This is a genomic window from Salmonella sp. NW1250 (genome assembly GCF_051812965.1).
Taxonomy (GTDB): domain Bacteria; phylum Pseudomonadota; class Gammaproteobacteria; order Enterobacterales; family Enterobacteriaceae; genus Salmonella; species Salmonella enterica.
Window position 1 is genome coordinate 125,680 of sequence record NZ_JAMNDD010000002.1, and the last position, 15,437, is coordinate 141,116.

14 protein-coding genes and 1 pseudogene are annotated in these 15,437 nt (G+C 50.7%); 12 read left to right on the forward strand and 3 right to left on the reverse strand.

All coding sequences use genetic code 11. The annotated features are described in order from the left end of the window. Positions 1-189: 189 nt before the first annotated feature. The 9 genes and pseudogenes from vapC to NBA72_RS03950 form a co-directional block, all read left to right on the forward strand. Positions 190-360, forward strand: a pseudogene (gene vapC, locus NBA72_RS03910) (tRNA(fMet)-specific endonuclease VapC); the annotation flags it as partial. An 801-nt stretch (positions 361-1,161) separates the two neighbouring features. Then, the gene (locus NBA72_RS03915; RefSeq protein WP_439004981.1) at positions 1,162-1,698 is read left to right on the forward strand and encodes an STM3031 family outer membrane protein; all 537 of its coding nucleotides are present in this window, start codon (positions 1,162-1,164) and stop codon (positions 1,696-1,698) included. Between the two features lie 46 nt (positions 1,699-1,744). After that, positions 1,745-2,377, forward strand: coding sequence for a YfdX family protein (locus NBA72_RS03920; RefSeq protein WP_042948806.1), 633 nt, complete (start codon positions 1,745-1,747; stop codon positions 2,375-2,377). 718 nt (positions 2,378-3,095) lie between these two features. Then, positions 3,096-3,677 (forward strand): fimbrial protein, encoded by a 582-nt coding sequence (locus NBA72_RS03925; RefSeq protein WP_023207155.1) that lies wholly within the window; start codon positions 3,096-3,098, stop codon positions 3,675-3,677. Between the two features lie 119 nt (positions 3,678-3,796). Further along, positions 3,797-6,286 (forward strand): fimbrial outer membrane usher protein StdB, encoded by a 2,490-nt coding sequence (stdB, locus tag NBA72_RS03930; protein WP_042948807.1) that lies wholly within the window; start codon positions 3,797-3,799, stop codon positions 6,284-6,286. A gap of 40 nt (positions 6,287-6,326) precedes the next feature. Continuing rightward, positions 6,327-7,070 (forward strand): fimbrial biogenesis chaperone StdC, encoded by a 744-nt coding sequence (gene stdC / locus NBA72_RS03935; protein WP_000798491.1) that lies wholly within the window; start codon positions 6,327-6,329, stop codon positions 7,068-7,070. Beyond that, positions 7,067-8,134 carry a fimbrial protein gene (locus NBA72_RS03940; protein ID WP_023218754.1) on the forward strand — a complete coding sequence of 356 codons (1,068 nt, stop codon included), beginning with the start codon at positions 7,067-7,069 and terminating at the stop codon, positions 8,132-8,134. Before stdC ends, NBA72_RS03940 begins: the two co-directional genes overlap by 4 nt. 109 nt (positions 8,135-8,243) lie before the next feature. Further along, positions 8,244-8,750 (forward strand): CaiF/GrlA family transcriptional regulator, encoded by a 507-nt coding sequence (locus NBA72_RS03945; RefSeq protein ID WP_000093333.1) that lies wholly within the window; start codon positions 8,244-8,246, stop codon positions 8,748-8,750. Further along, positions 8,737-9,495 carry a transcriptional regulator gene (locus tag NBA72_RS03950; protein ID WP_042948811.1) on the forward strand — a complete coding sequence of 253 codons (759 nt, stop codon included), beginning with the start codon at positions 8,737-8,739 and terminating at the stop codon, positions 9,493-9,495. Before NBA72_RS03945 ends, NBA72_RS03950 begins: the two co-directional genes overlap by 14 nt. A 209-nt stretch (positions 9,496-9,704) precedes the next feature. On the opposite strand, the gene NBA72_RS03955 is transcribed toward NBA72_RS03950, so the two are convergent. Continuing rightward, complete coding sequence (locus tag NBA72_RS03955) at positions 9,705-10,583, reverse strand: nickel/cobalt efflux protein RcnA (protein ID WP_079984776.1); 879 nt, start codon at positions 10,581-10,583, stop codon at positions 9,705-9,707. A 122-nt stretch (positions 10,584-10,705) separates the two neighbouring features. Between NBA72_RS03955 and rcnR the strand changes: the two genes are divergently transcribed. Beyond that, positions 10,706-10,978, forward strand: coding sequence for a Ni(II)/Co(II)-binding transcriptional repressor RcnR (rcnR, locus tag NBA72_RS03960; protein WP_000019953.1), 273 nt, complete (start codon positions 10,706-10,708; stop codon positions 10,976-10,978). A gap of 30 nt (positions 10,979-11,008) precedes the next feature. Here rcnR and NBA72_RS03965 read toward each other — a convergent pair whose 3' ends face one another. Then, entirely contained in the window at positions 11,009-12,238 is a 1,230-nt protein-coding gene (locus NBA72_RS03965) for an amino acid permease (protein ID WP_000036836.1), read from the reverse strand. Positions 12,239-12,379: 141 nt separating this feature from the next. Further along, positions 12,380-12,835 carry a multidrug/biocide efflux PACE transporter gene (locus NBA72_RS03970; protein WP_001519547.1) on the reverse strand — a complete coding sequence of 152 codons (456 nt, stop codon included), beginning with the start codon at positions 12,833-12,835 and terminating at the stop codon, positions 12,380-12,382. 103 nt (positions 12,836-12,938) lie between these two features. On the opposite strand from NBA72_RS03970, the gene NBA72_RS03975 reads away from it, so the two are divergent. Both NBA72_RS03975 and NBA72_RS03980 read left to right on the forward strand, forming a co-directional pair. Next, positions 12,939-13,802 carry a LysR family transcriptional regulator gene (locus NBA72_RS03975; protein ID WP_001270769.1) on the forward strand — a complete coding sequence of 288 codons (864 nt, stop codon included), beginning with the start codon at positions 12,939-12,941 and terminating at the stop codon, positions 13,800-13,802. Positions 13,803-13,924: 122 nt separating this feature from the next. Then, the gene (locus NBA72_RS03980; RefSeq protein ID WP_020899182.1) at positions 13,925-15,103 is read left to right on the forward strand and encodes an acetyl-CoA C-acetyltransferase; all 1,179 of its coding nucleotides are present in this window, start codon (positions 13,925-13,927) and stop codon (positions 15,101-15,103) included. The last annotated feature ends 334 nt before the right edge of the window (positions 15,104-15,437 follow it).

Here is a 15,437-nt window from a genome sequence, read left to right on the forward strand (position 1 = left end):
TCCGGAAAGGTTCAAATCCCTTTTTTACCTTTACCGGAAATGGTTGTGATGGATACAGAAAAACGCCAGAGGTTGATTACAGGTTGAGTAATATGAACGCTGATGATGATAAATGTGAAGATCATCATACGACTTTATTCGCCGTTGTTTTTTGCCTGATCGTCAAAGCCAACATGCCCCTTCAGGCTGGCGATACATACCGGTCAAATCCGTGCCGAACTGGCCCGCAAGGGAACACCTGTCGGGCCTTATGACCAGATGATTGCTGGCCATGCCCGTAGCCGCGGACTGGTCGTTGTCACAAACAATCTCCGCGAGTTTGAACGCATTCCGGGTATCCGAATCGAAGACTGGTGCTAATTTCTGCATCAGATGTTATCCCCGGATTCAAACTCTTTTCCGGATTTAGTGGCACAGTCAATTTGGTTAGCTGCTTAATGGTGGTTTGCATCACATTTTTAGCTGGTGGTATTTTTTTATGTTGACTGGAGATATCTGCCAACAGCATAACTTTTACGGCCAGATAATAAATAAAAGAGTACCAAAATGTCGTATTCTGACATGTTTACGAAGGGAGTACCGCTCCCTTCTTTTTTTTCCTGGATACTCACTGAACAATGCCGTTACTGCCCGATAACTGCCGCCCCCCCTCACCATAGCCGTTTCCTGCAACTAAGTCACAGACGTTGATTTACCAGGCCGATATGCCTTCTTTCCCGTTATATACCCTTCATACTTCAAGTGGCTTATGTGTTGGCTACGGATTACTCAGTCCATCCATGGGCCTCGCCCTGACGGGCCGTCGCACGCGACGTTCAAATCTGCTCCCGGCAGATTTGTCGCTCACCCCAGTCACATAGTTATCTATGCTCCTGGGGACTCACTCCCTTGCCGCCTTTAAGCAACTCGAATTATTTTGGGTATATATCAGTGAACTTCTATTTTTGTCAGTTTTTATTTTTCAGTTTATTTATTATTAAATACTGTTTCTGGCCTGGATATATTTCTGTGAATAGCCTCCCGACAGCCGGAGATAAAGGTATTTGCTGGCGTAACAGCGCTCATAATTTAAAAGATTTATTTATAGTTTGTTATCACGGAAAGATTTTAACTTAATACATGCCAGTAAGGCATCAGGTAAAAATAACCGGAGAGAAGAAGATGAACAAAATGCAATTAGCCGGAAGTGCCGGTATTGTTCTGCTGTCTGCTGCAGCCAGTCCGGTATGGGCAGACGATAATGCCAGTACATTTTCACTTGGATACGCCCAGTCCCATACTAATCACGCCGGGACGTTGCGTGGGGTTCGGCTGGCAAACAACTATGAAATGTCACCGGACTGGGGGCTGACAACCTCATTTGCCTGGCTAAATGGAAGCCAGCGCTATTCCGATGAAAGCAGTAATGGTCGTGTAACAACCCGTTATTACTCCCTGCTTGCAGGCCCCTCATGGAAAATAAATAACCAGTTAAGTCTGTATAGTCAAGTGGGCCCCGTATTATTGCATCAGCGTGATCACGGGATAAATGAGTCTGACAGTAAGGTCGGATATGGTTATTCTGCTGGCGTGGCTTATACCCCGGTCAGTAATGTCGCTATAACTCTGGGTTATGAGGGCGCGGATTTTGATGCTACCCATAACAGCGGAAGCCTTAATAGCAACGGCTTTAATCTTGGCGTGGGTTACCGGTTCTGAATAGGATAATCCGATAAAAAATGTTACTTTGTGGAGATGATGGATTATGAAAAGCCATATTATGCCAGGCGTTGCGCTGATGGTTATCCTGTTTTCAGGAAATATTATGGCCGCAACAAACATGACTGATAACGTTACTCTGAATAATGACAAGATATCCGGACAGGCCTGGCAGGCCATGCGTGATATCGGAATGTCGCGATTCGAGTTGTTTAATGGTCGGACCCAAAAGGCGGAACAACTGGCTGCGCAAGCAGAAAAACTCCTGAACGATGACAGCACTGACTGGAATCTGTATGTCAAATCAGATAAAAAAGCCCCAGTTGAAGGAGACCACTATATTCGGATAAATTCATCGATTACGGTAGCAGAAGATTATCTCCCTGCGGGCCAGAAAAATGATGCTATTAATAAAGCAAACCAGAAAATGAAAGAAGGAGATAAAAAAGGGACTATAGAGGCCCTGAAACTAGCAGGCGTCAGTGTTATTGAAAATCAGGAACTCATTCCTCTTCAGCAAACCCGTAAGGATGTGACCACAGCGCTTTCCTTGATGAACGAAGGAAAATACTATCAGGCAGGTCTGTTACTGAAATCAGCTCAGGATGGCATAGTTGTAGCCTCTCAGTCAGTTCAGGAATCACCCACGCACTCCGTGCAGCACGACGCCGCGCATTAATATCCCCCAGCCTGCTGTATACATTACAGCAGGCAGCATTATGTCTGACAGCTATTACCAGTTTGTTCTTTGCTGTCGGCATTGTTTTTAAATTTCATCCGCGAAGTTCAGAAATGTCAGGGTACCTGCATTTATATCTATTGTGATGCCCATCACAAATACAGAAGAATATCATTTCATTTATTATTTTTTATTCCTTTCGCTTATGATGGTTCATAATGATTTATTAAGTTAATGTTTTGGAATTAAATGCCTTTTACTTGCGTTATATCCAGTTTTTTATGCTACCAGTAATTTCATTGTTATATATGATTAGTATTATGTTTTGTAAATATCCAGTGTAATGGAAAAGCAAAACATACATTCCAGATAACATATTACAAAATATTTCATGTCCGCTGCGAATATCTGTCTGTTAGGTATTCATCTGCTTATAATTACATTAAAAAGTATTTCTTTGATGATTATTCTTAAATTACGATCATAATCATCGATCGTATCGATCTATTTTTATTGTTTTAATTTGAATAAGAATTTTCTTACAACTGATTAGGCATTAGCTGAAATCAATATTTTTCGATGGAAAGTTCAGGTGCTTCGTTTAACACCCGGCGTTTATTATTCATACGAATCTTTTCTGAACGCTTTCATTAATACCCTCATATTTGTTTTCAGCCTTTGCAAAATAATTCTCATTCACCCAAAGGACATATTATCTATGCGTAATAAAATAATACTTGCCATGGCGGCTGCCGGTATGATGTATGGCGCTTCTGTATATGCAGTCGATCCACCAACAGCAGGCCCGTTCGGCTCAGGTAAAATTACCTTCACTGGCACCATCACCAACTCCCCCTGTGATATCGCGCCGGGCGACGATGCGATCACCGTTCCGTTTGGACAGATTTCTTACCGTAAACTGAATACCTCCGACGCAACTACGGAATCAAAACCGTTCACCATTCATCTACAGAACTGTGCTTTCGATCCGAATACCCCGGACACAGCTGGCTCCGCAGGGAAAATGTCCAAAGTAACCGTATCTTTCTCTGGCGCAGCGAATACCAGCAAAAAGGCTTACACCACCAGCGGTATCGCACAGCATGTTGGTGTCCAGCTACTGAAGAGTGACAACGCCACAATTATCGATCCCAACACCCCGATGCCGGATGGCGACGCTCAGCAACTGCAGGCCGGAAACAACGAACTCAACTTCTTTGCCCGACTAATAGCACTGGATAATGGCGTCACTCCCGGTGACTTCAACGCATCCGTCACCTACACCCTGAAATACCTGTGATTTTACGCGGTAAATAACGACAGGGAGAAGCCGTCCACGGAGGGGTTCGGACGGCTTTTATATCTGACCATGCCTGCGGGCTGTCTGTTACACGGACGACAACACGAAAGCGCCATGCCATGAAAATTACCCGGCTTGCCATTCTGATTACCCTGACATTTTCCGTCCTGAAGTCGCAGGCCACGGAGTTCAATGCCAGCCTGCTGGACAGCGGGAACCTGTCTAACGTGGATCTCACGGCCTTCAGCCGCGAGGGGTATGTGGCGCCCGGTAACTATATTCTCGATATCTGGCTCAATGACCAGCCGGTACGGGAACAGTATCCGGTCAGAGTTGTACCGGTTGCCGGACGCGACGCGGCCGTCATCTGTGTGACAACAGACATGGTGGCCATGCTGGGTCTTAAGGATAAGATTATTCATGGCCTGAAACCCGTTACCGGTATCCCGGACGGGCAATGCCTTGAGCTGCGCTCCGCTGACAGTCAGGTACGGTACAGCGCTGAAAATCAGCGTCTGACCTTCATTATCCCCCAGGCCTGGATGCGTTATCAGGACCCGGACTGGGTGCCCCCTTCACGCTGGAGCGACGGCGTCACCGCCGGCCTGCTCGATTACAGCCTGATGGCCAATCGCTATATGCCGCAGCAGGGGGAGACCTCTACCAGCTACAGCCTCTACGGCACCGCCGGGTTTAATCTCGGCGCCTGGCGGTTGCGGAGCGATTATCAGTACAGCCGTTTTGACAGTGGGCGGGGCGCATCACAGTCCGATTTTTATCTGCCGCAGACGTATCTGTTCCGTGCCCTGCCAGCACTGCGCTCAAAACTGACGCTCGGACAGACGTACCTCAGCTCCGCTATTTTTGACTCCTTCCGCTTTGCCGGGCTCACTTTGGCCAGCGATGAGCGCATGCTACCGCCCTCTCTTCAGGGGTATGCCCCGAAAATCAGCGGCATTGCGAACAGTAATGCACAGGTTACCGTCAGCCAGAATGGCCGCATTCTGTACCAGACCCGGGTGTCGCCGGGGCCTTTTGAGCTTCCCGACCTGAGCCAGAATATCAGCGGCAACCTGGATGTCAGCGTCCGGGAAAGCGACGGTAGCGTCCGGACATGGCAGGTCAACACGGCCAGCGTCCCCTTTATGGCACGCCAGGGACAGGTTCGCTATAAGGTGGCCGCCGGACGTCCGCTGTACGGCGGGACGCATAACAACAGCACGGTCAGCCCTGACTTTCTGCTCGGGGAGGCCACCTGGGGAGCATTTAACAACACGTCGCTGTATGGCGGCCTCATTGCCTCCACCGGCGACTACCAGTCCGCGGCGCTCGGGATCGGCCAGAATATGGGGCTGCTGGGCGCTCTGTCTGCGGACGTCACCCGCTCAGATGCGCGGTTGCCGCATGGGAAGAAGCAGTCCGGTTACAGCTACCGTATCAACTATGCCAAAACGTTTGATAAAACCGGCAGTACCCTGGCGTTCGTCGGATACCGCTTCTCGGACCGCCATTTTCTGTCCATGCCGGAGTACCTGCAGCGTCGGGCCACCGACGGCGGCGATGCATGGCATGAAAAACAGAGCTACACCGTGACTTATAGCCAGTCTGTTCCGGTACTCAACATGAGCGCGGCCCTCTCGGTAAGCCGGCTCAATTACTGGAATGCGCAGTCCAACAATAACTACATGCTCAGCTTCAATAAAGTGTTCAGTCTCGGCGAGCTTCAGGGGCTCTCGGCCTCGGTGTCGTTTGCCCGTAACCAGTACACCGGCGGGGGGAGCCAGAACCAGGTCTACGCCACCATCAGTATCCCGTGGGGCGACAGCCGCCAGGTGAGCTACAGCGTGCAGAAGGATAACCGGGGCGGCCTGCAGCAGACTGTGAATTACAGCGATTTCCATAACCCGGATACCACATGGAACATCAGCGCCGGTCATAACCGCTATGACACCGGCAGTAACAGCAGCTTTAGCGGCAGCGTGCAGAGCCGTCTGCCGTGGGGTCAGGCGGCAGCGGACGCCACCCTGCAGCCCGGACAGTACCGCAGCCTGGGCCTGAGCTGGTACGGCTCGGTGACCGCCACCGCCCACGGCGCCGCCTTCAGCCAGTCGATGGCCGGGAATGAGCCTCGCATGATGATAGATACCGGAGACGTGGCCGGTGTGCCGGTGAACGGCAACAGCGGGGTGACCAACCGCTTCGGGGTGGGCGTGGTGAGCGCCGGCAGCAGCTATCGCCGCAGCGATATTTCGGTTGATGTGGCCGCCCTGCCGGAGGACGTGGACGTCAGCAGCTCCGTCATCAGCCAGGTGCTGACGGAGGGCGCGGTGGGCTACCGGAAGATTGACGCCAGCCAGGGGGAGCAGGTGCTCGGTCATATCCGACTGGCTGATGGCGCCAGTCCACCGTTTGGCGCTCTGGTAGTGTCCGGGAAAAGCGGCAGAACCGCGGGGATGGTCGGAGATGACGGTCTGGCCTACCTGACAGGCCTCAGCGGGGAAGACCGCCGGACCCTGAATGTGTCCTGGGATGGCCGGGTGCAGTGCAGACTCACCCTGCCGGAAACGGTGACACTCAGCCGGGGGCCGCTGTTACTGCCCTGCAGATAAAAATATCCCTGTCACAGAGCAGGACTAACGGAGAAAACAGGTGAAAAACAGCAGAAGAAGCCGTGTGATTTTACTCGCGCTGGCGGCAGCATGGAGCCAGTGCAGCCCGGCGGCCGTCAATGTCGACCGGACCCGTATTATCATGGATGCGCCGCAGAAAACGGTGGCCATCACGCTGAATAACGATGACAAAACCACGCCGTTTCTGGCGCAGTCTTGGGTGACGGACGCTGACGGGGTGAGAACCGATGCGCTGATGGCGCTGCCGCCGCTGCAGCGTATTGATGCCGGACAGAAATCCCAGGTCCGCATTACCCAGGTTCGTGGGCTGACAGATAAGCTCCCTCAGGACAGAGAAACACTGTTCTGGTTTAACGTGCGGGGCGTTCCCCCGAAGCCGGAAGACGACAACGTCCTGCAGCTGGCCATGCAGAGCCAGCTGAAACTGTTTTACCGTCCGAAAGCCATTATCAGAAGCAGCAATGACCAGCCGGAAAGAAAGCTGACCGCTGAGCGGAATGCGGGACACCTGACCCTCAGAAACCCGACGCCGTACTACATCACTGTGGCGTGGCTGGGAGCAGACCGTAGCCACAGGCTCAGCGGTTTCCGCGAGGGCGTGATGGTGCCGCCCCTGGGGAGCCTGCCTTTAAAGGCTGTTCTGCCGGCAGAAACCCGGACGCTGTGGGTGGGGTATATTGATGATTACGGTGGACTGCAGATGAACCGCTACGCCTGCGATGCCCTGAACTGCGCGTTTAAGGACGCAGGGGCGACATCATGACAGGACGATTATTCAATATGAAATCACTGATACTGTCAGGTGTGTTTCTTTTCTTTGCTGTCTGTGATTCTGCGAGGGCAAATATCGAATGGTCATATTGTGACGCGAATGGACATGTCGGCATTCAGAATATTAATCTGAAGGGTGGAACATTCTTCACTGGTCAGGAGCTGCAGAGCGTTACCGTTCCCATTAGTTATACCTGTTATACAAAATGGAAAAGTTACGGACCCTCTTACTACACAACTCTTAATCTTTACAATATGGGGGAGGTAGTAACTGCACTAAGAAAAAGCGGTCTCGGCATGGATATCACTGTTCAGGAAGGGACGTCGGCTTCCGTAACATTTACATGGAAAGAGATACAGGCAGGATTTTCTGGCTGGAGCAGCTCAAAAGTATTCGGGCAATATATGGACCCGGAGAAAACATATAACCGGAGCGGAACGCTGACGTTTCGTATATTTGTGTATCAGGCGTTTAAGAATAACTTTTTGAACATAACTATACCATCAAGCACGATTAACATATTACCCTATGACCCAAATGGTGTAAGCCCCCCATCTGTTTCATTCAGACCTTTAACTGTTTCTGCGTTTAATCTCAGGTTTATTCCTGACAACTCAGGCACGGTTATTATCTCTCCTTCTAATACTATCAAAATGGGGCATTTTTATACGGAATATAAGGAAACCATGGTGCCCAGGGAAGTACCTTTCACCGTTACAGCACAACAGAATGTCGGAACGCAGATCCCGTTCGTCGCCCCACTGGCTATAGAGTTCAGGACCAACGGTCTGACACTGGCAGATGCTGACAGCACCGTGATTCTTAAGAATAATAAACAAGAAAACAATGGTTTCAGACTGTCGGTAATGGATGTGGATAATAACACACCAGTTAAATTTAATGTGAAAACAGATATGGGATCTATCCATCTTGATAACGGTGCCGGTGGCAGAATTATAAAACAGTATAAAGCAAAGGTCGAAGCTATACCCGGTGCGGTAATTAAAACAGGTGCTTTTTCAGCCGCAATGACAGTGATTGTTACTTACAATTAGCAGGATTAAATACCATTTCCTGATAGTTAATTAAAAAATAGCTATAAATTTATCTTTATGATTATTTTTTTCTTCTCGGTCTTTTTCACTAAAAAAACGGAGAGTTTGCATGTCTTCTGATAAATCAAAAGGGAAGATAGTTTTTTCAGGTAACGATATTCATTATCCCGGACAGACCAACCATGATGCCTGTTTTATTCCGGTAAGTGTCCGCCAGTATGCCGGCGAGCCCCTGTATATCATCGTGGCACACTGGTGCCTGTTGCAGCAGAACTGGGTTCAGCGTAACCAGATAGCAGAGGCGTTTCACATCACGGCCAGACGGGCCAGCTACCTGATTGCCTATCTGCGAAGCAAAACATCGCGGGTGGTCAGCATCTGCCGTCACCAGACCCTGCCCAATAAAGCACGACGCTATGAGATTTATGTTATCCGGGTTCTTGACAGTCCCACCCCGTCCACGCGTCGTGAAAAAGCCGGACCGCCGCCGGTATCAAAACGCCGGGTCGGTAATGGTGACAGGTCGATGGCAAATGAACTGTGGAACCGGCTGTGCAGTAACAGAAATGCGGGAAAGATCCTGAAAAAGAAGGAGGATGAGGATGACGGAACATAACCGGATACCGGCCCGGCAGATTATCGTTTACGGTGACTGCTGGCCGGTGACGATCGCCGTGGCACACCTGGTCCGGAGATTTCTGCCGGGCTGCAACTGTGAAACCGCATACAGGCTGCCTGTTCTGTTGCAGCAATTACGTCGGAAACCGGAGGCCATACTGATACTGTGTCTGCGTCCCCGTGAACATCTCTTTTTGTTCTATTCCCTGAGACAGATACTGCCGGACAACCCGGTTATGATTATCAGCGATGAGCTGTTTTTCAGCGACCGGGTGGTACTGAAGGTATACGGCGGCATCCCGGCGCTGCTGGAGCCGGAACTGGCGGAGATACTTATCCGGGGGCGGCGGGGTGAACAGTGGGCCGGGGGCGCACGCCTGCGCAGGACAGGAGAGCTGGACGCCTTTTTGTTATCTCCGGCTCCGGTGACGGGCTTTCTGGAAGTGCCACCGATATTTAACAATCCGAAGCGGTTGATGAACTATATGGACCAGTTGATGCACCGGGAGATACTGGCATGCGGAGTGAGCCTGGCCCAGTTACGCTTGCTTCAGGAAGTTTACCGTGGACGGGGAAGGCTGTCAGCGTTGTGTGGAAGGCTTAATACGCAGGAGAAGCAAATCTGGCAGGACAAATACCGGTTACTGGTGAAGCTGGGAATGCGGAACCGATTACGGGAACTGCTGTTTGGTACCCGGTTTTGTAAATCATTGCAGCGAACTCCGTTTATCGCTCCGCAATAACCCGCCTCCGGCGACCCTATCCAGAAACCCTGAAACGCCGGCTACACCCGGTGGCGGTGGGGCATGTTTTGCCTGTGGTGTAGTGGAGTAAAATACAGAATTCAGGCGGGACGCTGAATGTATGGCTTTTCATACCGTTTGATAAGTAAAAACGCTTCTGGAATGAAACCCGAAGTGAATGATACGGCCTGAGCAGAAGCGTTACATATTTACTGCATGATCCCGGTATAGCCATGAATTCCCATATACACGCCGACCAGACCAATCAGAATGCTCGAAAAATAGGGCGCCCGCCGGGCAAGCGTCGAAAAACCACTCCAGCGCTTTGCTGCCTGTTGAACGCTTATCGCCGCGCCAACGCCTACCGTCACCAGTGTTAATGCCAGGCCAAGACTAAAGCTCAGCACCATCGTGGCGCCCAGCGTAAACGCTTTAAGCTGGATACAAATCAGTAAAACGGTGATCGCAGCCGGACAGGGGATAAGCCCTCCGGTCAGGCCGAACAGTAGGATCTGTCCATTAGTCACTGTTTGACCATCAAAACGGCGTTGAATATCGGCAGCATGGGCGCGTTCATGGGCATCCTGATACGCTTTTGACGTTGCGCCTTCCGGATGTATGTGACCATGATGGTCATGGTCATGGTCATGGTCATGGTCATGGTCATGGTCATGGTCATGGTCATGGCCGTGGTCGTGATGGTGGTCGTGATGGTGGTCGTGATGGTGGTTTCCCGCCAGCCACTGCTGCTCGCCTCGCCATGTCCGCCAGAACATCCAGCACGCGGTGCTCAGAATAATAATCGCAGAAATTAACTGCAGCCATGGTTCCACTGATTGTGCGGTGAATGCCCGGCTAAGATACATCCCACCCAGAGCGATTAACCAGACGATCGCGGTATGAGAAAGCGTTGCTGCCAGACCGAGCATGACGGCCTGTTTAACCGTACCTTTAATGGCAATAATAAAAGCCGCCATCATAGTTTTGGAGTGCCCTGGTTCAAGCCCGTGCAAAATACCTAATAAAATGGCGCTGGGAATGAAGAACCAGCCGTTTCCTTGCTGAAGAAGTGTCGAAAATTCACCCATGAGAATGATTCTTAGTTGTTTTATGTGGGGCGTCATTCTACTCCCCCCCAGTATGGAATACTACCCCCCAGTAACATCGTAATGCTATAATTTGTATTCGTTAATGTTAGTGAGGTGTTGCAATGTCACATACCATCCGGGACAAACAAAAGCTTAAAGCCAGAACCAGCAAGATTCAGGGACAGGTGATAGCGCTAAAAAAAATGCTGGATGAACCGCATGAATGCGCGGCCGTGTTACAACAGATCGCGGCGATTCGCGGCGCGGTAAATGGCTTAATGCGCGAGGTGATTAAAGGGCATCTGACCGAGCATATCGTTCATCAGAGTGATGAAGCCAGACGTGAAGAAGATTTGGACGTAATATTAAAGGTGCTGGATTCTTATATAAAATAGCCGGGAGTTATATCCCGGCTATCTTTTACTTTAGCCGAAAAACATTACCGATACGCAAAGTAAACCGACGACCAACGTAATGAAATTACCTATTGAACGGTAGGGTTTCAATGCCGGTATCAGGTACGTTGACAACGTGGGCATAATAAACAGAATCATCGCAATGAGCGGGCCGCTAATGGCATAAATCATAGAGATGGCATTCGGGTTAATACAGCAAATAATAAACGTAATCCCGGAAACCAGCATGATAGACAGCGCGCGATTGAACGCCCGGCTTTTTTTCACGCCAACCTGCTGTAGGGTGGTTCTTACCATTTCGGTTGCGCCCTCAATGACGCCGAAATAGGTGCCGAGGAAAGATTTCGACATGGCCACGACGGCAACGATAATACCGGAAATAGAGAGCCAGGCCGGCGCATTGGGCATCATCGAGAGCGCGGAAAGGATGGTAACGCCTTCGTTGCGCGCGTCTTCAATGTATGACGGCGGAATGGAGAGCAGGCAGCTAAAGACAAAGAACAGCACGCTCAGGCAGATAATCAGATAGGCGACCTTCATGATCTTTTTGCATTTATCCATGGCCTGATCGCCAAAATTTTCCCGTCTGTCGATGGCAAACGTCGAAATAATGGGCGTATGGCTAAAAGCAAAAACCATCACCGGAATAGAAATCCATACCTGGTGCAACGTGTGACTATCCAAAGACATCTGCCCGGTCAGTAACGAAGGTTGCCAGCTTCCGGTTAAGTAGAGCGAAAGGAACAAGAAGTAAGCGATAAGTGGAAAGACTAAAAAGCCCATTACGCGAAGAGTGGCATGTCTTCCCATTAAGAAAATCATATTCAGGATAAGTACTACGCCGAAGCTAACTGCCATCCGGATGCGAATATCTATCTGAATATGCTTCGCTAATTGCTCTGTCAGGGAATTGGTAATCGCCACAGCATAAATTAATACCACGACAAAAAACGCAATGAAATAAAGCGTGGTAATAATACTGCCGATTTTCTTGCCGTAATAATGAGTAACGGCGCCAGTAATTCCCTCACCGGCAGAAGTCTTTGAGGAAAGAATAAACTGACACAGCGCCTTATGCGGCCAGTATGTCAGAGGCCAGGCGACCAGCGCGGTAATAAATAGCACGATTGCGCCTGCCGATCCCAACTGGATGGGAAGGAAAAGAGTGCCTGCGCCTACAGCCGTTCCGTATAATGCAAAACTCCAGAGAGTCTCATCTTTTGACCAAATTTTAGACATTATTTGAATTTATCAACTATAAAACACACAAAAAGAAGCGCAATTTACCATAAATAGCGTCAGTTGGGGGCGTTTTAAGCAGATGGATGTCGTGGAGGAGGAGGGCCGGGAGCGTTGCGATCCCGGCAAAAAATAGCAATATCATGCACTAACGCGCTGTTGGCGGCGGGTCACTATTCGCTGGCGTAAAACATCGTATGCCCAGTTGTACAGCATCGTGTACGGCAAAAAGAACAGGAAGAAACCAATTTCCAGGGTGAATGCTTGTAGCAGGCTGACATTCAGTACCCAGGCGACAATACTCACGCCAATGACAATAAACCCACTTTCAAATCCTAACGCATGGAGTGCGCGCACTTTGGCGGTTCGTCTCACCTGATGCGCAGGCCACAGTCGATCAAACAGAGCGTTATAAATGATATTCCAGATCATGGCCGTCGTTGCCAGCAATATCGTCAGGCCGCCCATCTCCAGCACCGAGCGCTGCATTAGCCAGGCGGTCGTTGGCGCCAGTATCGCAGTTGCAATACCTTCAAAACAGACAGCATGGAAAATACGCTCCGGCAGCGAGCGACGTTGTATGGCGTCATGTTGCATAAACGAAAAAACCTTACTCTTAATCAAGCTAAAGAAATTTCCGCTATTTTATCGTTTAATGTGATACCTAAAAGATAACATCCATCGATAAAGTAGATAGGTTATGCGTTACTCACCTGAAGCGTTAATGGCATTTGTTGAGACCGTCTCTTGCGGTTCGTTTTCTGCGGCGGCGCGCCGCCTGCGTAAAAGCCAGTCCACCATTAGTACCGCCATTGCGCATCTGGAGGCGGATCTGGGATTCTCATTATTTGATCGATCATCGCGCCAGCCCGTTCTGACCGAAGAAGGAAAACGGGTGCTTAGCTATGTTCAGGCTATTTTATCGGCGAGCGATCGTCTGGATGAGGTGGCGCTGACGTTATCCGGCGAGACGGAGGCAAGACTCACGTTCGTCCTCTCTGATACCCTGCACCCTGACAGTCTGGAAGAGTTAATGGCGCAGTTTGATCGTCAATTTCCGCATACCGAGTTTGAATGCTTGATCGGAGAAAATGATGATGTCATCGACCTGCTGCAAAAAGGGCGCGCCCAGATAGGCCTGATTGAAGCGCGTGATGACTATCCCACAGACATTGGCGCGACGCGTCTGCCTGTTCAAAGCTGGATGGGCGTTTATGTGGCGACCACGCATCCGTTGGCGTCGCAGACGAACCTGCAATGGGAGCAACTGCATACCTGGCGCGAGCTGCGTCTGAATACCTACCTTGACTCTAATGCCAACATTACGCGCGGCCCGGCCTGGTCAGCGCCAAACTATTTATTACTGTTGAGCATGGCGGTTCAGGGATTTGGCTGGTGCGTATTGCCCTGCGCGCTGGTGGAAGAGTTTGCGGCGGAAAAACCGCTGGCGCAGCTGGATGTTCCTGGCTGGCCGAGGGCGATTGCTATTGATTTGCTGTGGAACAAGAAAACGCCGCCCGGAACGGCGGGGAACTGGCTTCGCTACCATTTGCAGCAGAAATAAGCTGCGTCACCGTCAAATCAGCGTCATTTCCTTTGTGATAAAACTCACTTTTTTTAAACAATCAAGATAACTAATTTTAACAATGCTCTACTATGGCGGTGTCATTTTGCGCTGAGGTGGTAATGAAAGAGGTTGTGATAGTGGGGGCTTTACGGACACCCATCGGCTGTTTTCAGGGAACGCTGGCCCGTCATTCCGCCGTCGAGCTGGGGAGCATGGTCGTAAAAGCGTTAATTGAGCGCACCGGCGTGGACGCTAACGCTATCGATGAGGTCATCCTCGGTCAGGTGCTGACGGCTGGTGCCGGGCAGAATCCGGCGCGCCAGTCAGCCATCAAAGGAGGGCTGCCGACTACCGTTTCCGCCATTACCATTAATGACGTTTGTGGTTCCGGTTTAAAAGCGTTGCACCTGGCGACGCAGGCTATTCAGTGCGGCGAAGCGGACATTGTTATTGCGGGCGGGCAGGAGAATATGAGCCGTGCGCCGCATGTCCTCAATGACAGCCGTAGCGGCGCGTTGCCTGATGCCGACAATCTGGTGGATAGTCTGGTACATGATGGCTTATGGGATGCCTTCAACGATTATCACATTGGCGTGACGGCAGAAAACCTGGCGCGGGAATATGGCATCAGCCGCGAGTTACAGGATGCTTATGCGCTCAGTTCGCAACAAAAAGCCAGGGCCGCGATTGATACCGGACGTTTTAAAGATGAGATTGTCCCCATCGTCACGCAACGTAATGGGCAGACCGCAATTGTCGATACGGATGAACAACCGCGGGCCGACACCAGTGCGGAGGGGTTAGCCCTGCTGCATCCGGCGTTTGATAGTTTAGGTTCGGTGACGGCGGGTAATGCCTCCTCAATCAACGATGGCGCCGCCGCGGTGATGATGATGAGCGAGGCGAAAGCCCAGGCGCTGGGGCTGCCGGTGCTGGCGCGCATCCGCGCGTTTGCCAGCGTCGGCGTCGATCCTGCGCTAATGGGGATTGCGCCGGTATATGCTACCCGGCGCTGTCTGGAGCGTGCCGGCTGGCAACTGACGGAGGTCGACCTTATCGAAGCCAACGAAGCGTTTGCCGCCCAGGCGTTGTCGGTAGGAAAAATGCTGGAATGGGATGAGCGACGGGTAAACGTTAATGGCGGCGCGATTGCGCTGGGGCATCCCATTGGCGCTTCCGGCTGTCGAATTCTGGTTTCACTGGTGCACGAAATGGTTAAACGCGACGCGCGAAAAGGCCTGGCGACGCTGTGTATCGGTGGCGGTCAGGGCGTTGCTTTAACCATTGAACGCGATTGATCCTACGCCAGCCACCCTTTTCCTGCTTCAGTATTCCGTCATAAAAAGCCCTCTATCACGAGGGCAAAGCCAGTGACAGACCCCCCTTTTTCGTTATAGCGCAGAACGTCTTGCCGCGTCGGGCATTGCAGACGCATACCGCTTTTAATTCAATTCGCACATCAGACCTCGTTCTAAAACAAGCTTCAATTTTTATCTGAGTAACCGCATACAGCACCTGGCGCACATGTCTGAAAATCATACAAGTGTATAAGTTTTAGCGCCGTTCGTGATCGCTACAGCAGTTTTAAAAATAACCAACCATATAAATGAAACGTTGTTTTATTTATTGTTG